Raw genomic sequence first — 18,949 nt, 5'->3', positions numbered from 1 at the left:
CGGGCGACCAACAGGCCGTTGCCGTTCTTCCGGTCGAAGTAGGGCGCCTGTTTCGCTGCCTGCCTTTTCTTGCCGCGATCGCTTCGCGCGTGATTTCATGTTGCGCCAAGCGTTTTGAGGAAGATCGAGAAAAGCTCGCCTTGTGAATTGATCCTCAGTTTCGAATACACATTGCGCCGATGGATGCGCACAGTGCCGGGAGAAATATCGAGTAGCCGTCCTATCGCTTCCGACGAATGGCCGCGCAAGGTCAACTCGACGATTTCGCTTTCGCGCGGCGTAAGCGCTCCGTCTCCAACAGCCTTGAAGGCCCCCGTCACCTTTTGCGGGAGCGTCCCGGATGCCTCGGCCTGTTCCCGATGCACGTTGTTCGACCAATGGCGACGGCAAAGCGCATCAACCGCGGGCTGGATGTCTGTGAGGACCCGAAACTCGGTCTTGCTGAATTTTCGCTCTGTCCTCATGAGGGATACGACGATCGAAAGCTCCTTGTTTGCGTCGAGCAGGAATCCGACCTCTTCGGCAAGTCCTGTTTGCGCATAGTAGCTGCGGAAGTATTCGCCCTGGTAGAAACGGTCGGGCGCGATGTCTCGCAATCGCCAGACTCCCGGTGGAGTGTCGCCCGTGCTGGCCAGGAAGAAAGGATCGATCAGGTATGGTCCTTCGAGATATTCGTCGACGTGAAGTTTCCGGCGTTCGGGCGTGAAGTCATCGTATAGGGCAAGGGGACGTTTTGCGCCGACATATCCAAAGATTACGGTGAAATCGTAAGATACAACGCTGCGAATGCCGGCGGCGAGGGTTTCGGCAAACGCTGGCGTCTCCAGCGCGTCGAGGCAGAGTGCTGATTGCTGGTTCCAGTCCGTGGGCATCAAATCCGCCTACAATTTCCGCACAATCTATAACAAAGATCATATTTACACAATCGCGAGTTTCGCGGGATATTTCTGTTTGGCGTTATAGATGTTTTCGCTGCTTCAGGACATCGGTTGATCAAGTGCCAGACCACGACCCGCCATCAGAGATGACAGATGCGCCTATCGCAGAGTTGCGCGGTGTGTCGAAGCGGTTTGGTTCCCTTGTGGCCGTCCACAAGATCGATCTGCGTATTCGAGCAGGCGAATTTCTGTCCTTTCTTGGACCGTCCGGTTGCGGCAAGACGACTGCGTTGCGGATGCTCGCCGGGTTCGAGACGCCGACCGAGGGGCAGGTCCTGATCGGAAATGAAGATGTCTCGGGTTTGGAACCCTACCGCAGGCCGGTGAACATGGTCTTTCAGAGCTATGCGTTGTTTCCCCACATGACGGTGGCTCAGAATATTGCCTACGGCCTGAACCAGCGCCGCCCCAGGCTGCCGAAGTCGAAGATCGCGGAAAAGGTTCAGAAGGTGCTGGAAACGGTACGCCTCGGAGAGTTCGGCGGTCGCAGGGTTTGGGAGATGTCGGGTGGCCAGCAACAGCGCGTCGCGCTTGCCCGGGCCATCGTGAATGAACCGAAGCTTCTCTTGCTCGACGAACCCCTCGCGGCACTCGACCGTAAGCTGCGGAAGGAGATGCAGATCGAGTTGCAGGATATCCAGCGGCAATTGGGGATCACGTTCATCCTTGTCACTCACGACCAGGAAGAGGCGCTTTCGCTTTCCGATCGGATATGCGTGATGCGGGCTGGCGAGATCGTGCAACAGGGCAGCCCGCAGGAGCTTTACGATCGCCCGACCACCCGGTATGTCGCTGATTTCGTTGGAACATCGAATTTTTTCGACGGCACGGTCTCTTTCCGAGCCAACGGTGAGCATGGCATCACGCTTGGAGATGGCAAAACCTATTCCGGTACGCTGGAAAGCAAGGTCGCGGATGGGCAGGCTGGGTGCCTGAGCGTCCGACCTGAGCAGATCCGGCTGAGCCCCGTCGAGGTTTCCAACAGTCTTCCCGTGACCGTCCAGAACCGCATCTTCCTTGGGGAGCACACCGAATACGTCGTGCGCCATCACCAACTCGGAAACATCACCGCCCTTGCGCCGCGACAGTCGGATGCCGGGCTTGCGACGCTTGGGAAAGGAGACGCGGCCTGGGTTTACTGGACCCCGGACGCAGCCCTTATCCTCAGGCCAGACTGAAGATCAAAGTACAGCGAATATTCAACAGGGAGACAAAGACATGAAGGACAACTCGTACATTTCGAAGCGGAAGTTCATGGAAGAGCTTCGGCGTTATGAAAAGGGCTCCGTGACGCGGCGCCACTTCCTGGGTGTGACCGGCCTGGGGACGGCGGCCGCCGTCATGGCCGGAGCGGTTCCCGGCCTGCGGCCGTCTCGCGCTTTCGCGGGCAGCCATATCGGCGACCGCGTGGTGCTGGCCACCTGGCCGAACTACCACGATCCCGCGAACTTCGACATGTTCACGGAAATGACGGGCGCATTCACGCAGGTGAACGTTTTCGGGTCGAACGAGGAAATGCTGGCCAAGCTACAGGCCGGCGGCAGCGGTTGGGACGTCTATGTGCCGACGAACTATACGATCACGACTTATGTCGAAGAGGGTCTGATCGAACCGCTCGACCTTTCGAAATTGCCGAACTACGACCCAAGCGCGTTCGACGCGCGGTTTTCGGATGCGGGTATCGTCGATGGCGTGGTCTATGCGGTGCCGAAGAACTGGGGCACAACGGGCATGGCGATCAACACGTCGCACAATGGCGGCGCGGCGTTCGACAGCTGGAAGGAATTTTTCGACCGCACGATGGACGACTTCTCGGGCCGGACCATGGTGCATGACTATCAGCTCACCACCATCGGAGCGGCGCTGAACTACCACGGCTATTCATTCAACTCCATCGATGAAGCCGAACTGGCCGATGCGGAGAAGCTTCTCATCGCTGTAAAGCCGCACCTCTTCGCGATCACTTCGGATTACCAACCGGCGATGCGTTCGGGCGATGCCTGGCTGACGATCTGCTGGACGGGGGATGGTAAGCAATTGAACACCGACATCCCCGAGATCCAGTACGCTCTCGGCAAGGAAGGCGGCGAACTCTGGAGCGACTATTACGCCATTCCGAAGGGCGCCCCGCACATGGAAGCGGCCTACGCACTGATCAACTTCATGCTGGATCCGGAGGTGAACGCGCGCGAGGTTCTGGCCCACGGCTATCCGGTTGCGGACAGCCGCACGAATGCGCTCCTGCCGGAAGAGATCCTGAATGATCCGATCCTCTACCCGGCAGCCGAAAAACTGAATGCGCTTGAATTCGGTGCGGCGGCAACGCTGACCGACCCGAACCGTGCCGAACTCTTGGCACGATTCAAGTCGGCCTGACGGGGAAGCGGGGCGTGACGGAGCGTGAGCGAAACTGGTTACTGGTCGCGCCTGCAGGCGCGTGGCTTTTGATCATGCTTGTGCTTCCGCTCTCCGTCGTCCTGATCTTCAGCTTTGGAGAGCGGGCGCCTTCTGGTGGCTGGGTGCCCGCTTTCACCTTCGAACAATACGCAAACCTTCCTTCGAGGCTGACGGCCTTCCAGAACACTCTGACGCTCGCTCCACTGGGCACGCTCGCAGCGCTCATCATCGCCTATCCGCTGGCCTATCAGCTGGCAGTGCGGACGGACCAAAGGTGGAAGACGATCCTGCTGGTGCTGGTGATCGTCCCGTTCTGGACCTCAATCCTGATCCGCAGCTATGCATGGATCTTCATCCTTGGGGGGCAGGGGTTACCGGCCCTTCTCGAGGTCTTCGGGATTGAGGGCGTGCGCCTGATCTACACACCTTTCGCGGTTACGGTCGGCATCGTCTATGGCTACCTTCCGCTGATGGTCTTCCCGATCTACGTCGCTCTCGACCGCCTCGACAAGCGGCTTCTCGAGGCATCTTCGGATCTCGGCGCCACGCCTCTTACGACGTTCCTGCGCGTTACCCTGCCGATGTCGATCTCAGGCATCGCGACTGGCTGCATGCTGGTCTTCATCCTTCTTATGGGCGAATTCCTGATCCCGGCCCTTCTGGGCGGCGGCAAGGTCTTTTTTGTCGGAAATGCGCTTGTCGATCTTTTCCTCCAATCCCGGAACTGGGCTTTCGGATCCGCCGTTGCGGTCATGCTGATCCTAGTGATGCTCGTTACCGTCACCATCTACATGCGCCTGATCTCGCGGCTGAGTGCCACCCGCGAAGACGTGTCGATCATGTGAGGGGCGGGACATGCGAATTTACTCGCTCTTTGTGTACGTCTTTCTCTACACTCCGATCGCGATCATCGCGCTGTTCAGCTTCAGCGCAGGCCGCAGCGCCAGCCAGCTCGACGGGTTCTCGGTCAAGTGGTATGGGCGGGCTCTGAACAACCCGTTCGTGATGGACGCCCTTGGCAACAGCCTTTTCGTGGCCTTCGTTTCGGCCATGCTCGCCAGCATTCTTGGCACGCTCGCTGCTGTGGGGCTCCAGGGAATTCGAGGGCCGGCGCGGACGTTCTTCGATGCGATGATCTATATCGCGGTAATGATCCCCGGGATCGTAATCGGCATCGCCACGCTGATTGCGCTTGTTACGGTCTTCGATGTGCTCAACCCGTGGCTGGCCGCGATCTGGCCCGAGGGGCGCGATGCGCCCAATCTTTCCATGGGGCTACCATCGCTGATTGCCGCACACACGATGTTCACGCTGGCCCTTGTCGTTCTCATCGTCCGTGCCCGTCTGCAAAGCCTTGAAGGAGCGCTGTCGGAGGCGTCTGCGGACCTCTACGCGCCACCCCTCAGGACATTCCGTCTGATAACGCTTCCGCTGATCGCGCCCGCGATCCTTGCCGGTTTCCTTCTGAGTTTCACGTTCAGCTTCGACGATTTCATCATCGCCTTTTTCGTCGCCGGTTCGGAGACAACCCTGCCTATCTATATCTTTTCGTCGATCCGGCGTGGGGTGACGCCGGAGGTCAATGCTATCGGTACGATGGTCATGCTGGCCTCGCTAGTCCTCCTCGTCATTGCGCAGCTCATCCTGAGGCGCGGCGATCGACGCTGAGTGTAAATCAAAGGATCCGCCATGCTTCTTGAGAATCGCGTTGCACTGGTTACAGGCGCCGGATCGGGTATCGGTGCGGCGGGAGCGGTCGCGCTGGCCCGGGAAGGCGCAAAGGTGATCGTCACCGACAAGAACGGCGACACAGCCCACGCGATAGCCGCCCGGATCAAGGACGGCGGAGGCAAGGCCAATGCCCGTACGCTGGACGTCACTGAAGATGATGCGCTTGTTGCCGCGATCGAGGAAACGGCGAAGGCGGAGGGACGACTCGATATCCTCCACTCTCATGCCGGAGTTCAGATCGAAGGCAAGCTGGAGCAGGTTTCGATAGCCGATATGGACCTCTCATGGCGGCTCAATGTGCGATCACATTTCGTTGCGGCAAAGGCCGCTCTTGGACCCATGCGGCGCCAGGGAAGGGGGAGCGTGATCATCACCTCTTCGAACTCCGGCGTTCAATATGACCGCGAAATGATCGCTTATGCCACCACCAAGCATGCGGTCCTTGCCATGACCCGCCAGATGGCGGCGGACTATGCCCGGGAAGGTATACGGTTCAACGCCCTGTGTCCCGGCTTCATCGATACGCCTTTCAATCTGGGGTTCGAGGTTCAGATGGGCGGGCGGGAAAAGCTGGAAGAGTATATCAGGGACGTCATTCCCATGGGTCGGTTCGGTACGGTCGAAGAGATCGCCGATGCGATTGTGTTTCTCGCGTCGGATAGGTCCTCGTTCATGACGGGCCATGCCTTCGTTGTCGATGGCGGTGAGTGCATTTGAACCGGAGTAGGGGGCATTTCAGGACGCTTTGCAGGCAAGACTGTAGTGGCTTCGGGCGGTGCCGTGGGCATCGGACAGATCACCACCGTGCTATTTGCCAAAAGGGGTGCGCGTTCCCATCGCCAAGATCTGCGAAAGCGCTGACCATCATAGGGTCGGTCAGACTTAGGTTCAGGACCCATTGATTTCCGCTTGGCGGCATTATTTTCGGCGCGAAAGAACCGGCGGTAGCATGTCTGATCTCTTCTGGCTGACCGAGGCGCGGCTGGTGCGCCTTGAACCTTGCTTCCCGAAATCGCATGGCGAGCCACGGGTCGATGATCGGCGTGTGCGGAGTGGAATTATCTTCATCAACCGCAATGGCTTACGTTGGCGCGATGCGTCTGCGGAATACGGTCCACACAAGACACTCTACAACCGTTGGAAGCGGTGGAGCGATAAGGGCTTCTTCCCGCGGATGATGGCCGGACTGGCTGCCGAAGATGGCGACGAAAAGACCGTCGTGATCGATGCGACTTACCTCAAAGCCCGCCGAACAGCGTCCAGCCTGGGCTTGAAAAGGGGGTGCGTGGACGCCTGATTGGCCGCGCAAAGGGCGGAATGAACACCAAGCTGCACGCCATCTGCGACAGCCAGGGGCCCTCAATCAGCCTGTTCGTGCCCGCCGGAGAAGTCAGTGATTGAATCGGCGCGCGGGCTCTGCCAGGCAGCCTGCCAAATGTGGAATGGCTGCTCGGAGATCGAGAATATGATGCTGATTGGTTGCGGGAAGCGTTCAAAGACAAAGGGATACGTGCCTGCGCCCCTAGCCGGAAGCAGCGGAACAAAGCGGTGAAATACGACTAACCCCGCTGCAAGCGCCGCAATCGGATCGAGATCATGTTCGGCATGCTGCAGGATTGGCGGCGCGCGGCACCACGATACTATAGGCGCCCGAAGGTCTTCCTGTCAGCCCTCGCCCTCGCCGTACTCGTCATTTACTGGCTATGAGTCCTGACCCTAGAATGGAAAGGGGCCGTCGGCGGCGTCTAGCGGCAACGCGCTCCAGACACCTCCAGACCCGGTATCGATCACAGCAAACCCCGTCGGCCCCTTAAAGAACCCAATGGGCGCATCCGTGCGGAGATCAAGCGCGAAGGCGCTGCAGGTCGAAGGTGCTGTCATAACCGCGTGGCTGCCGATATGCCCCTGATACACGCCGTGTACGTGTCCACAGACGATCATGACGTTGCCCCGAGCCTTTGCCAGGATGGGTTCGAGAACAACTGTATTCTCAAGCCCGATTGCATCCATGAATCTAATTCCAGTTCGTAAAGGTGGATGATGGAGCGCAACGATAACTGGCCGATTTCCCGCAGCCGCTATACCTTTACCAAGGAGTGCAAGGCTTTGTGGCCGCAGCCGACCGCCCCCTTGGCCCTCTACCAGTGTGTCCAGACCCACGATGCAAGTGTCGCCCACCTCGGCGAACCAGTCGATCAGCCCCGAACTGGGCATGACCTGCAGGTCTGCAAACGCCGCTCTCATGGCCTCGCGGTTATCGTGATTGCCGGGAGTGACGAGAAGCGGTAATTCAAGCCGCTCCAGTTCTCTTCGCGCATGAGCATAGCTTTCGGCGCTGCCATCGTCACTGACATCCCCTGTGACAAGCAAGGCATCCAGAGGACCCAGAGGTTCTCGTAGCTGCATCAGGCGGTCTACCGCTGCGCACAACTGAGACCGCGTGTCCAAAACCCCAGAGGCAAGTTTGCCGGGCGCTACAACGTGCAGGTCTGTCAGATGCAGAAACCGCGCCATGGCGTCACTTGATCCCGGCACGAAGGAAGGCCTGAACAAATTGTCGCTGGAACACGAGAAAAGCGACGAGGAGCGGTGCGACGGTCATCATGGTGGCCGCTGAGATCACCGAGATGTCGACCCCATTCTCGGGTGCGCCGAAGATCGACAAGCCTACGGTCAGGGGACGCGTATCTGGCGAATTGGTGACTATCAATGGCCAGAGAAAATTGTTCCAATGGGTCGAAACCGAAACAAGCGCATAGGCAAGGTAAGTGGGGCGCGCCAGCGGCACATAGACTCGCCAGAGTATGCCGAACCACCCGCAGCCCTCGACCCTTGCAGCCTCGTGCAGCTCGATCGGTACACCCTTGAAGGCCTGCCGCATCAGGAAGATTCCAAAGGCCGAGGCCATATAGGGCATTCCGACGCCGAGGATCGTATCGAAAAGACCAAGTCTCGAGACCATGGCGTAGTTTTCGACGATGAGAACTTCGGGCAGGATGAAGAGTTGCATCAGGACGAGTATGAACAGCACGTCTCTCCCTGGAAACTTCACCTGCGCAAAGGCAAAGCCGGCGAGTGTAGTGACGAAGAATTGTCCAATCAGGATGACAGTAACCAGTAGGAACGTGTTCAGGAAGTAGCGAAACCAAGGTGCGCCATCCCAAGCAGTGCGAAAATTGTCCAGCGTCCAAGGTGCGGTGACATTGAAATTGACCGCGTCTGAAGTCGTGTGGAACGCCGCCCAGAAAGCGAATACGAGCGGCGAAATCCAGATGATCGCCAGCAGCAGCGCCCCGAAACTCTCGATGTGTCTGGAAAGGCCGCTCATTGGTAATGGGTCCGTTTGTCGAGAATTGTGAACTTGATGCCTGCAACCACTCCGAGGACTACCAAAACAAGGATTGTCATTGCCGCGGCATGTGGGGCATCGAAAAAGGCGAAAGCCATCTCCCAGATGTAGTAGAGGATCAGCTTGGAGGCGTCGTTTGGCCCGCCCTTTGTCAGGATGAACAGGTGGTCGATCAGCTTCACCGAATTGATCAGCGCGTTGACCATTATGAAGAGCGTAGTCGGCATGAGCAGCGGGATGACGATCCGGCGGGTATAGGTCCAGCGACTGGCACCTTCGATATCGGCGGCCTCCTTCAAGTCCTCTGGGATGGTCTGGAGCGCCGCCAGATAGAAAATCATAAAGAAGCCCGCTTCCTTCCAGATCGTCACGATGATCACCGCCAAGAGTGCGGTTTCGGGCTGACCCAGCCAATTGACCGATGGAAGACCGAAGAGACTGCCGATCTGGTCAAGGACGCCGAGCCCTGGCGTGTAGAAGAACAGCCAAAGGTTTGCCGCGGCGATCATCGGCAGGACGGTCGGAGTGAAGTATGCGGTGCGCACGAAGCCACGCGCGGGAATCTTCGAATTAGCCCAAAGCGCCATGCCAAGCGCGATCGCGATTGAAATCGGAATGGTTGCGCCCGCGTAGATCAGGTTGTTGGTCACCACCTTCCAGAAGGTGGGATCCGCGAAAAGGTCGGAATAATTCTCTACGCCGACAAACTCTGAAGGGCGACGCCTTGTCTCCCTGCTGAACAGGCTCGACCAAAGCGTGGCGAGTGAGGGGTAGAAGGCAAAGGTCGTCAGGAGGATTGCGGCCGGCGATAGGAGGAGCCAACCGTAGATCGCCTGTCTGCGGCGTTCATTGCTGACATGATCGGCCATATTCCGGTCCCTCGGCTGAGAACATATGGGTGTCCGGCCGAAGCAGGACACCCACGGGGAGGACTACTGATAATCCCGAAGCAGGCGAACCGCTGCCGTTTGCGCCTCGGCCAAAGCATCTGCCGGGGACTTAGCTCCGGTCAACGCCGCCTGGATGGCATTGTTCAATCCTTCGCGCACACGGGCTGTCTCGAAAGTCGAAAACTCGGCTACGGCGTTTTCAAGCTGATTGCGCGCGACCAGCGCCGGTGGAAATTCGACCGTGTAGGCTTTGAGTGCCTCAGTCTCGTAGGCTGCAGGCGACACACCCATATAGCCGGTACCGATCGACCAGGCAGCCGCTTGTTCAGGCGAGGTCATGAACTCGATCAGCTTGAGCGCGGCAGCCTTCTCTTCCGGCGTGGTATCCTTGAAGATGTAGAAATTGCCGCCTCCGGTGGGTGACCCTTTGCGGACATTCGCAGGCAGCTCAGCAACACCGAAGTCGAAGCTGGCATTGTTTTTCACCGCGGTCAGGTTGCCGGTTGAATGCCACATCATCGCCGTCTGACCCTCAAGAAACGCCTGGCGCAACGTGCCCCATTCGACCGTGCCTTCCGGCATGATACCATGTTCCTCGCTGAGTGATTTCCAGAACTCCAGTGTTTCAACAACAGCCGGGTCGTCAAAATAGGTAGTCAACCCGTCGTTCGACATGACCTCCTTGCCGTTCTGAATCGCCAGCGCCTGGAACATCCAATAGGGATAGCCGGTGGATGGGATCATAAGGCCATAGGTGCCGTCCTTCGTCAGAGCCTTGCCCATGGAGATCATTTCGTCCCAGGTTGAGGGCGGGCTTTCTGGGTCAAGTCCTGCGGCTCGGAACATGTCTTTGTTGTAATAGGCGACGATAGTCGAGCGCTGGAACGGGATGCCCCACGTCTTTCCCTCGATCCGACCATTGGCCATCAGTGCGGGATAAAAGCTATCGAGCCATGCGGGATCTACGCCTTCGATATCCTCGAAGGCCACAATCAGGTCCTGCTCAATCAGGTCGTATGCGTCGATCGAGAACATCACTGCGAGCTGCGCTGGTTCCCCTGAGGCCAGCGCAGAAAGAGCCCGGACGCGGGTATCGTCGTAGTTGCCCGAATAGACCGCGTTAACCTTGATGTCAGGATTCGCCGCTACGAAGTCGGCCACGATCCCGTCCACCACCTCGGTCAACGCGCCGCCAACAGCAATGGGATAGTACATCGTCAATTCGGTCTCGGCGATTGCCGGGGCCGCAAGACCGACCGCGGTTGCCGCCGCCAATCCGAGTTTCGTCAGTTGAGTCATAGTTTCCTCCCTTATTGATTTTGGTTTGACGCCGAATTTCACGCTTCAAGCACTGCGCTTCGGCGGGTCGTTCTGACGCCGGCTTCATCGAAGAAATGCAGGTCCTCGTCGGCGAAAGTGATCTCGAGTTTCTCACCCTGAGGTATATGTTTCAGGCCGGGCATGGCCACAGTCAGACCGCGAGCACCTTCCAATTCGAGGCCGATGAAGGTCTCAGAACCAAGGAATTCGCACTCCGTGACCTTGCAGATCAGTCTTCCCTGACCGGGCTCTGCGACACGCAGGTTCTCGGCGCGGAGTCCGATCTTCGGCGCGCCTTCGTAGCCAGCCAATATTCCGCGGTCGAGTAGCGCCATTGGCGGCGCGCCCACAAACTCCGCAACGAAGGTGTTGGCGGGCCGGTAGTACAAATCTTCGGGCGCACCAGTTTGCTGGATGTGGCCATCTTTCATCAGAACAACCATGTCGGCCATACTCATCGCCTCGGTCTGATCATGGGTCACGTAGATGACGGTGATACCCAGATCGATCTGAAGTTTCTTGATGTCCTTACGCACAGAAGCGCGGAGTTTGGCGTCGAGGTTCGACAGGGGCTCGTCCATCAGGCACAGGGGCTGATTTGCGACGATGGCGCGGGCCAGCGCCACACGCTGGCGCTGACCGCCCGATAATTCGCCAGGCTTGCGGTTCTCATAGCCGACAAGACCAGTGATCTCCAACGCGCGTTGCAATTTTTCACGCCGCTCCGCTGGGGCGACCTTGCGGACTTTTAGGCCAAAGATGACGTTTTCGGCCACGCTGAGATGCGGAAACAGGGCGTAGGACTGAAAGACCATTGACAGGTTGCGCTCGGAGGGTGCAGCAGCGGTCACATTCCTCCCGTCAATGGTGATTGTCCCCTCATCGGGAAGCTCGAGGCCCGAAACGAGCCGGAGCGTCGTCGACTTCCCACAGCCCGACGGTCCCAGAAGCGCCACGAACGAGCCGCGCGGGATCGAAAGGTCGATGCGCTCGACACCCAGCTGCCCATTCCAACGTTTGGCGACGTTCTCGACATGCACGAACGGTTCTTTATCGGTCATTCGATGTCCTCGGCAAATTCAACCTCGCAACCCAAGTCACGAAAGAGACTCGGGAAGGGATCGGCGGGTGGACGGTCGCAAACAATGTGGTCTATATCGGCAATATTTCCGCCGAGTGCAGGAGCAAGACGACCGAACTTGCTTCGGTCGATGACTAGAACGGAGGACTGTGCATTCCGGCGCATCTGTTCAGTGGCCCGGACTTCGGACTGATGGAATTCCAGCAGCCCCCCGTCCACGTCGACACCAGCTGTGCCAAAGATCGCAAATTCAGCCCTGTATCGCCCAAAGAACGCGATCACTTCTTCGCCGACGAAATCTCTATCGGGCAGGCGTACCTCGCCTCCCGGCAGAATAATGCGGTTCGAAACTTCTTCGCTCAGAGCCATCGCAGCACTGAGGTTGTTCGTTATGACGGTTAGTTGCTTTCGGTGACGTAATGACCGTGCGACGCTTAGCGTGGTCGAGCCGATAGAGAGAAATAGTGTTGCGCCGTCGGGAATTTTTGCTGCAACAGCTTCGCCAATGGCGCGTTTGCCTACGAGGTTTGTTCCAGCACGTTGATCGAATGGGGTATTGAGCCGGTCTTCGGCCAGTTCGATGCGCCCGTGCGCTCGACGCAGTGTCTCTCCGTCACACAGGGTGTCCAGATCACGTCGGATGGTCTGCGTCGAAACACCCAACATCTCTGCAAGCGCACCCACGCTTACGCCGCCGCGCTCTTGCGCAACCTGCTGGATCAAATCCCGTCGGCGGAGCTTTTTCGAGGCCATCTGAGTCCCTTTGCTTCTTCAAAGGCTATATTTGAAAAAGCCACAAAACAACAAAAAAGGCGCCCACTCAGGGCAGGAATTTACGCCTTCTGAGCCGGAAAAATCCCAACTTGACATTTTGCATAATTTTTTCAGTAGCTTGAAGCCTATCGGAATTTCGGAATGAATGCCGTGAGCTGCCAAATTTTGTGGTTTTGTCGTTTTTTCTTCCATTTTTGAGGATGCATAGTAAGGTCAACTAGCAACTTGCACTCAAGAAACCGGGGCCGACCTGAAGGAAAACTACATCTCTCCGCGCATGGACCGTATTCACGGCATATTTGAACGCTACGAAGCCGTCCGGCATCGTCTCCCAGACGTCCGAAATAAAACTCAGACGCAGGACATCGGCTCTCTCCTTGATATAGCGGATGACGTCGATACCTTTGTTTTTGATGCATTCGGTGTTCTTAACGTGGGAGACACACCGATCCCTGGGGCCTCAGAGCGACTTGATCAACTTAGGGGCGCAGGGTGCAAAATCCGCATCCTGTCAAACGCAGCAAGCTACAACCACGCGACGGCTGTGGAAAAATTTTGCCGACTTGGGATGAACGTGCATTCAGACGAGATCGTCACGAGTCGCGACGCGACGCTGCGGGCTCTTAGGCCTGGGCTGTGGGGATGCATCGCGGCATCGTCGGATGACTTATCCGATGTTCCCGTGGAGGCTTGCCGCCTAGAGAATGATCCGGGGGATTTTGACAGGGTTGGCGGTTTCATTTTTCTGTCCAGCGAAAACTGGACAGACGAACGCCAGTCGATGCTGGCCGCATCACTCGCACGTCACCCCAGGCCTGTCATGATCGCCAACGCCGATCTGGTGGCCCCGAGAGAGGGTCGTTTTACTCTTGAGCCTGGATACTTCGGCCATCTCTTGGCCGACGGAGGTTTTGCCGATATCCGTTTTTTCGGCAAACCGTTTCCTGAAGTTTACGAAATGATCGAGGCTTCGCTGCCCGGGGTTGCCCATAAAGACATAGTGATGTGTGGAGACACGTTGCATACCGACATCCTTGGAGCGGAGGCCCGCAACTGGCGAACTGTACTCGTCTCACGCGACGGTCTTTTTGCCGGGGAGGACACGGAAGCTTATTGCCAAAGGGCCAATCTCTTCCCTTCCTGGAGACTTGAGGCAATCTAATCTATTTTGAGGGTAGTTAGTAAGCTGTTTCGGCTGGCCAAGCGTAACGGAAGCACATGCGGCGCGTTTGGCGATTATCGTATGCGCTTTTCTCCTAAGCCGGTAACGTTGGACCTGATAGCGGAGATGGAGCATCCCGCTCCGAACGCATTAGAGTGGGAGGCAAGCGTGATCGAACGGATCGATACAGGCCGGAGAATGAGTAAGATCGTAAAGCACAACGGCGTGGCGTACCTGTGCGGTCAGGTCGGTTCCGGTGTCACAGTTACCGAACAGACCCGGGACTGCTTGTCTCGGGTGGAGGCGCTTTTGGAGAAAGCCGGTTCTTCGCCTGACAAGATCCTTCAAGCAGTGATCTGGTTGTCGGATATGGGTGATTTTGCAGACATGAACGCCGTCTGGGATGCATGGGTGCCGGATGGCCATGCACCGGCCCGCGCCTGCGGAGAGGCAAAGCTGGCCCGACCGGAGCTGAAAGTGGAAATCATAGTCACTGCCGCCTGCTGAGCAGATCTGGAGAGACCATAGATGAAAGTAATCGTGCTCGGCGCTGGCGTTATCGGTGTTACCACCGCCTGGTATCTTGCGCGTGCGGGCGCGGAAGTTACCGTAATTGATAGACAACCCGGTCCAGGGCTTGAGACAAGCTACGCCAACGCCGGAGAGCTTTCCTACGGTATGACATCGCCTTGGGCAGCCCCGGGCATCCCAGTGAAGGCGCTGAAATGGTTGTTCATGAAGCGCCGTCCACTATTCATCTGGCCATTGATCAGCCCCACTATGTGGAGCTGGGGTATCCAGATGCTCCGAAATTGCAACGAGGAGAGCTATCGGATCAACAAGTCTCGCATGGTGCGTGTGTCGAGCTATTCCCGAGACTGTTTGCCTGATCTTATTGCCGAGACAGGTATCGAGTATGATGGGCGCGCACAGGGTACCCTGCAGTTGTTCCGGACCGAAAAGCAGCTCAAGGCATCGAAGGCCGACCAGGAAATACTGGCGGAATACGACTCGCCGTTTGAGGTGCTCGATCCTGAAGGGTGCATTGCAGCGGAACCAGCTTTGAGCAAAGTCCGCGATAAATTCGTCGGCGGTCTAAGGCTCACCTCTGACCGGACAGGCGACTGCCGAATGTTCACTGTCGCACTCGCCGAAAAGTGCGCCGAGATCGGCGTGGAGTTCCTCTACGGCCAGACCATCCGGCGGATCGAGGTCGAGAGTGGCCGCGTAATAGGGGTCGAGACCGAGCCTGCCGGCCGGATTGCCGGGGATGCCTACATTTGCGCGATGGGCAGCTTCGCACCCCGAGTTCTGAATCCTCTTGGTATCCGGCTTCCGATATATCCGGTAAAGGGGTATTCAGTGACGCTGCCTGTGGCAGAAGAGGATGCGGCACCGCAATCGACGATCATGGACGAGACGCACAAGGTGGCGATCACGCGGCTAGGAGACCGCATTCGGGTTGCTGGTCAGGCGGAGATTGCCGGCTATTCGGGACGCCTCGGTCCACATGCGACAGACACGGTGCGCCATGTGGTCAACGATCTCTTCCCCGGAGGTGGCGATCTTTCAAAGGCGGAAGGCTGGACGGGACTTAGGCCAATGACACCAGACGGCACGCCAGTTCTTGGACCGACGCGACTGAAGAACCTCTACCTTAACACTGGCCACGGGACGCTGGGGTGGACGATGTCGGCGGGTTCGGGCAAGGCTGTGGCCGACATGGTCCTTGGCAAGAAGCCCGAAATCGACTTTGGCGGTCTTACTGCCGAAAGGTACATTTGAGCGGACATCAGCTTGGCGCTGCGCCGTCTTTGTTGCACAACCATACAGAACTGAAACGAACGTCCGCTAGGTCCGCAATTCGGTCATCGAACACAATTGGACCATGGTCTGCTATCCAGACGAGCGGCCGTTAGCGTGCGGACGTTCTGACATCCATTTTAAGATGGAAAGGCGGACGGCTTCTGCCGTCCGCCAAACTCTCAAATGTCGATCTTCTTGGCGATGCTAAGCGCATCGTCGAGTTCTACTCCAAGGTACCTGACGGCGCTGTCTACCTTAGTGTGTCCGAGCAGAAGTTGGACTGCTCGAAGATTGCCAGTCTTTTGGTAGATCAGCGCTGCCTTCCGTCCCCGCTCGGTTCTAGACCGATGACCGACTCCCAGTTTCGAACGAGACGCGCGTATTGCCGTGTCGAAAGGTGGGACGAGTCGTGGAACCTGCTTGGAAAAAGGAACGGGCAACCGCGCATGGCTGGCGCTGCGACCCACTCAAGCAACGATCGCCGTGTATTCTCGGAGACCTCGAATTGAACTGGTCGGTCTGTCTTTCGCTGGATGACCGACACGCGGTCTCGGACGGCTCCGGCAACGACGAGATCGGCCACTTTTAATCGAACAAGATCGCACCCGCGAAGTTTGCTGTCGATCGCGAGGTTGAACAACACGAGGTTGCGCTGGTTCCCAGCGAGTTCGAGCCGCGCACGAATTGCCCAGACCTGTCTTGGCTTTAAAGGGCGTTTCTGACCAATCAGTCGGCCCTTGTTCCACGGCGGCCGAGACGTCCTGACTATGGGAAGTTGGATACTCGACATGGTGAAGTCTCCATCCAGCCATCCCACACCAGGCATCGGCACCATGCCGACCTGCGTACTTTACTGTTTTTACACTTTCAGGAACCGAGCGCATGCACCGTACGCCGCACTTTGAGACCTTCAACGACCGCTTTCGATAAGATCGGACATCCGACGAAATGGGGCCAACGACGGAAATGCGGACGAAGCGGCCGTCCTTCATGGCAAAGCGAATGACCGTTTTGATAACGCGAGGCTTGGATGGTGTTTTCGACTGAACTAGCTTTGCCTTATGGGTCAGGTCACGTCTCTCTTTGCTCGAAAGGTTGTTGGGGTTGCGGGCAACGCCATTGATGCAAGCGCCGTGCTGGCATCCGTTGGCGTTGATGCGAACGGTGCATGGGACCCAAAGCACATGCTCGATGAAGATGATTACTACAGCATGATTGAGTTGATGGCCGAGCAGATGGACATAACGTCTTTGCCATTGATCGTTGGTGAGGCGATGCGGCCGGATGAATACGGCGCCCTCGGTCTGGCCTGGAAATCCGCGCCCAATCTGCTTGGGTCCTACTCTCGCGTCGCACGATACTGGCGCCTCTGGACCAGTTTTACGCAATACGTAATCGAAGAGACCAATGACGGCATGTTGTTTGTTGAACATCGAGACGGCATTCGTCGGCTCGGGATGCGCATCTCGATTGAGGCCGACCTAGCAAGTGGCGTTTCACTCAGTCGGCAGGTGTCGCCGAGACCGTTTGCTCCAATCGAGGTCTATTTTAAGCATTCTGCGCCCAAGACCATCAAACATCACGAAGCCTATTTCGGCTGTCCCGTTCATTTCGGCGCGGACAAGGATGCGATGCTCCTCTCGCGTCATTCTCTTCTTGAACCCAACGTTCTGGGGGATGAAGGGATCACAAGGTTTCTTGTCTCGCATCTTGATCAGGAACTTGCACAGATCGACGACACGCCGGCTTTGCAGGCGCAAACGAAAGGCGAGATTGCCTGCGCTCTCAGTGACGGTCTTCCAAAGATGGCCGATATCGCGCGAAGAATGGGCCTGAGCGCAAGGTCCTTTCACCGACGCCTTGCCGAACATGGTCTCAGCTTTCAGACCCTGACCGAAGAAACCCGGCGCGAGATCGCCACAGCCATGCTGGAAGAAGAACGCTATTCGCTGTCTGATATCGCGTTCCTCACCGGGTATTCCGAGCAAAGTGCCTTCAACCGCGCCTTCAAGCGATGGATGGGGGTGACACCGGCGGCCTATCGGAAATCTCTTCGGTAAGGACCCCGCGACACGCCGCATTGGCAGCGGATGTCAAAACCCTGGCCACTGCGGTCAATACCGGCGCCTCTGGCTTTTCTAAACCTTGGGCATCAACTTGAACCAAGGAGACAGAACATGACCGCACTTATCGTTGCACGTTTCGACGTTAAGAATGCCGACAAAATGGACGCATATGCCACCGCGGCGGGCCCAACCGTGCTTGCCCATGGGGGTGAGTTTGTCGCCATTGGCGACAAGGTCAGCGCGCTGGTTGGGGACGAAGAAAAGCACTCCATCGCCATTGTAAGCTTCCCTGACGCCGCTACGGCCAAGACATGGTTTGCCTCGCCTGAGTACACCGCCTGCAAGCCTCTTCGTGAAGAAGCCGCAGATATGCAATTCACACTCTACGAAACAGAGTAACCGCACCAGTTGACTGTGGCGGAGAAAGGCGGCGTTGGGCATTCCAGCGCCGCTCTTCGCTTTGCGGCAGGGCCCGATGCAAAACTGTTTTGGCAGCGGATGTCAAAACCTTGGCAAGCACGGTCAATACCGGCAACCCCTGGTCTTTCTAAACCTTGGCTATCAACTTGAACCAAGGAGAACGAAAATGACTGACCAACCCATCCTCGTTATTGGCGCCACCGGCAAAACAGGCTCGCGCGTCGCCGTCAAACTCGAATCAAAAGGCTTCGCGGTGCGGCGTGGTGCGCGGCGTGCCGAGACCCCTTTTGATTGGGAAGACCCGGCAACCTGGGCACCTGCTTTGAGCGGCGTCTCCAAGGCCTACGTGACCTACTTTCCTGATCTCGCCTTCCCGGGCGCGGTCGAGAAGTTGGAGGCTTTCACTAAGGTCGCAGGCGAAACCGGACTTCATCACATAGTCCTCCTCTCCGGCCGCGGAGAGCATTTCGCCAGCATGGGCGAGGACGTCGTGCACAACTCTGGTCTGCCGTTCACAATCGTACGTGCAGCGTGGTTTGCGCAGAATTTCAGCGAGGGTTACCTGCGCGATCCGATCCTGGGTGGCGTGCTGCCGATGCCCGGCGGGGACATGCCCGAGCCGATCATCGATATTGACGACATCGCCGACGTGGTGGTCGCTGCCCTGACCGAAGACGGTCATATCGGCGAACGATATGAAGTCACCGGTCCGCGTCTGATGACATTTGCCGAGATGGCTAATGTCCTGTCCACGACGCTGGGTCGCCACATCCAGTATATCCCTATCACCTTTGAGGACTTTCACGCCAATGTCGCGGCCTCCGGCGGTGACTTCGTAGCGGAGGTCTTCACACAAATTGCACGCGAAACGCTGGATGGCCGCAACGCCTACACGGCGGATGGTGTCGAGCGGGCCTTGGGGCGCAAACCGCGCGACTTTGCGGAGTTCGCCCAGACCGCGATGGCCGCCGGCGCCTGGCCCGCAGCCGCCTGAACCGCACAACGCGCGGCAGGA

General features: G+C 57.8%; 18 protein-coding genes and 2 pseudogenes. 12 read left to right on the top strand and 8 right to left on the bottom strand.

What is annotated here, in order from left to right:
• Window positions 1–95: 95 nt before the first annotated feature.
• Complete coding sequence (locus ACKLNI_RS16830) at window positions 96–872, bottom strand: helix-turn-helix transcriptional regulator (RefSeq protein ID WP_413720248.1); 777 nt, start codon at window positions 870–872, stop codon at window positions 96–98.
• Between the two features lie 152 nt (window positions 873–1,024).
• Between ACKLNI_RS16830 and ACKLNI_RS16825 the strand changes: the two genes are divergently transcribed.
• The 6 genes and pseudogenes from ACKLNI_RS16825 to ACKLNI_RS16800 all read left to right on the top strand — a co-directional run bounded on the left by ACKLNI_RS16825 (window position 1,025) and on the right by ACKLNI_RS16800 (window position 6,773).
• Window positions 1,025–2,116 (top strand): ABC transporter ATP-binding protein, encoded by a 1,092-nt coding sequence (locus ACKLNI_RS16825; RefSeq protein ID WP_413720247.1) that lies wholly within the window; start codon window positions 1,025–1,027, stop codon window positions 2,114–2,116.
• Window positions 2,117–2,156: 40 nt separating this feature from the next.
• Entirely contained in the window at window positions 2,157–3,314 is a 1,158-nt protein-coding gene (locus ACKLNI_RS16820; RefSeq protein WP_413720246.1) for an ABC transporter substrate-binding protein, read from the top strand.
• Window positions 3,315–3,388: 74 nt separating this feature from the next.
• Window positions 3,389–4,180 carry an ABC transporter permease gene (locus ACKLNI_RS16815; RefSeq protein WP_413720367.1) on the top strand — a complete coding sequence of 264 codons (792 nt, stop codon included), beginning with the start codon at window positions 3,389–3,391 and terminating at the stop codon, window positions 4,178–4,180.
• Window positions 4,181–4,190: 10 nt separating this feature from the next.
• Window positions 4,191–5,003, top strand: a complete 813-nt coding sequence (locus ACKLNI_RS16810; protein ID WP_413720245.1) for an ABC transporter permease — start codon at window positions 4,191–4,193, stop codon at window positions 5,001–5,003.
• A 21-nt stretch (window positions 5,004–5,024) separates the two neighbouring features.
• On the top strand, window positions 5,025–5,783 hold the full coding sequence (locus ACKLNI_RS16805; RefSeq protein WP_413720244.1) for an SDR family NAD(P)-dependent oxidoreductase: 759 nt from the start codon (window positions 5,025–5,027) through the stop codon (window positions 5,781–5,783).
• A 232-nt stretch (window positions 5,784–6,015) separates the two neighbouring features.
• Window positions 6,016–6,773 (top strand): annotated as a pseudogene (locus tag ACKLNI_RS16800) (IS5 family transposase).
• A gap of 9 nt (window positions 6,774–6,782) precedes the next feature.
• On the opposite strand, the gene ACKLNI_RS16795 reads toward ACKLNI_RS16800, so the two are convergent.
• The 6 genes from ACKLNI_RS16795 to ACKLNI_RS16770 all read right to left on the bottom strand — a co-directional run bounded on the left by ACKLNI_RS16795 (window position 6,783) and on the right by ACKLNI_RS16770 (window position 12,459).
• Window positions 6,783–7,580 carry a metallophosphoesterase gene (locus ACKLNI_RS16795; protein WP_413720243.1) on the bottom strand — a complete coding sequence of 266 codons (798 nt, stop codon included), beginning with the start codon at window positions 7,578–7,580 and terminating at the stop codon, window positions 6,783–6,785.
• Window positions 7,581–7,584: 4 nt separating this feature from the next.
• Entirely contained in the window at window positions 7,585–8,394 is an 810-nt protein-coding gene (locus ACKLNI_RS16790) for a carbohydrate ABC transporter permease (protein ID WP_413720242.1), read from the bottom strand.
• Window positions 8,391–9,284 (bottom strand): carbohydrate ABC transporter permease, encoded by an 894-nt coding sequence (locus tag ACKLNI_RS16785; RefSeq protein ID WP_413720241.1) that lies wholly within the window; start codon window positions 9,282–9,284, stop codon window positions 8,391–8,393. The genes ACKLNI_RS16790 and ACKLNI_RS16785 overlap by 4 nt, the downstream gene beginning before the upstream one ends.
• 63 nt (window positions 9,285–9,347) lie before the next feature.
• Entirely contained in the window at window positions 9,348–10,604 is a 1,257-nt protein-coding gene (locus ACKLNI_RS16780) for an ABC transporter substrate-binding protein (RefSeq protein WP_413720240.1), read from the bottom strand.
• A gap of 38 nt (window positions 10,605–10,642) precedes the next feature.
• The gene (locus tag ACKLNI_RS16775) at window positions 10,643–11,686 is read right to left on the bottom strand and encodes an ABC transporter ATP-binding protein (RefSeq protein WP_413720239.1); all 1,044 of its coding nucleotides are present in this window, start codon (window positions 11,684–11,686) and stop codon (window positions 10,643–10,645) included.
• Entirely contained in the window at window positions 11,683–12,459 is a 777-nt protein-coding gene (locus ACKLNI_RS16770) for a DeoR/GlpR family DNA-binding transcription regulator (RefSeq protein WP_413720238.1), read from the bottom strand. Before ACKLNI_RS16770 ends, ACKLNI_RS16775 begins: the two co-directional genes overlap by 4 nt.
• A 298-nt stretch (window positions 12,460–12,757) precedes the next feature.
• On the opposite strand from ACKLNI_RS16770, the gene ACKLNI_RS16765 reads away from it, so the two are divergent.
• The 3 genes from ACKLNI_RS16765 to ACKLNI_RS16755 all read left to right on the top strand — a co-directional run bounded on the left by ACKLNI_RS16765 (window position 12,758) and on the right by ACKLNI_RS16755 (window position 15,427).
• Window positions 12,758–13,642 carry an HAD-IIA family hydrolase gene (locus tag ACKLNI_RS16765; RefSeq protein ID WP_413720237.1) on the top strand — a complete coding sequence of 295 codons (885 nt, stop codon included), beginning with the start codon at window positions 12,758–12,760 and terminating at the stop codon, window positions 13,640–13,642.
• Between the two features lie 168 nt (window positions 13,643–13,810).
• Window positions 13,811–14,149 carry a RidA family protein gene (locus ACKLNI_RS16760; RefSeq protein WP_413720236.1) on the top strand — a complete coding sequence of 113 codons (339 nt, stop codon included), beginning with the start codon at window positions 13,811–13,813 and terminating at the stop codon, window positions 14,147–14,149.
• 21 nt (window positions 14,150–14,170) lie between these two features.
• Window positions 14,171–15,427, top strand: coding sequence for a D-amino acid dehydrogenase (locus ACKLNI_RS16755; protein WP_413720235.1), 1,257 nt, complete (start codon window positions 14,171–14,173; stop codon window positions 15,425–15,427).
• A 200-nt stretch (window positions 15,428–15,627) separates the two neighbouring features.
• On the opposite strand, the pseudogene ACKLNI_RS16750 reads toward ACKLNI_RS16755, so the two are convergent.
• Window positions 15,628–16,238 (bottom strand): annotated as a pseudogene (locus ACKLNI_RS16750) (tyrosine-type recombinase/integrase).
• Window positions 16,239–16,509: 271 nt separating this feature from the next.
• Here ACKLNI_RS16750 and ACKLNI_RS16745 point away from each other — a divergent pair.
• The 3 genes from ACKLNI_RS16745 (at window position 16,510) to ACKLNI_RS16735 (ending at window position 18,928) form a co-directional block, all read left to right on the top strand.
• Window positions 16,510–17,508, top strand: coding sequence for an AraC family transcriptional regulator (locus ACKLNI_RS16745; protein ID WP_413720234.1), 999 nt, complete (start codon window positions 16,510–16,512; stop codon window positions 17,506–17,508).
• A gap of 117 nt (window positions 17,509–17,625) precedes the next feature.
• A complete protein-coding gene (locus ACKLNI_RS16740) occupies window positions 17,626–17,913 on the top strand; it encodes a DUF1330 domain-containing protein (protein ID WP_306044749.1) in 288 nt (95 codons plus the stop codon).
• 187 nt (window positions 17,914–18,100) lie between these two features.
• A complete protein-coding gene (locus ACKLNI_RS16735) occupies window positions 18,101–18,928 on the top strand; it encodes an NmrA family NAD(P)-binding protein (RefSeq protein WP_413720233.1) in 828 nt (275 codons plus the stop codon).
• The last annotated feature ends 21 nt before the right edge of the window (window positions 18,929–18,949 follow it).

This window comes from Silicimonas lutimaris, from assembly GCF_047314965.1.
Lineage (GTDB): Bacteria > Pseudomonadota > Alphaproteobacteria > Rhodobacterales > Rhodobacteraceae > JAVJUV01.
This window is presented reverse-complemented; position numbering and strand designations above follow the sequence as displayed.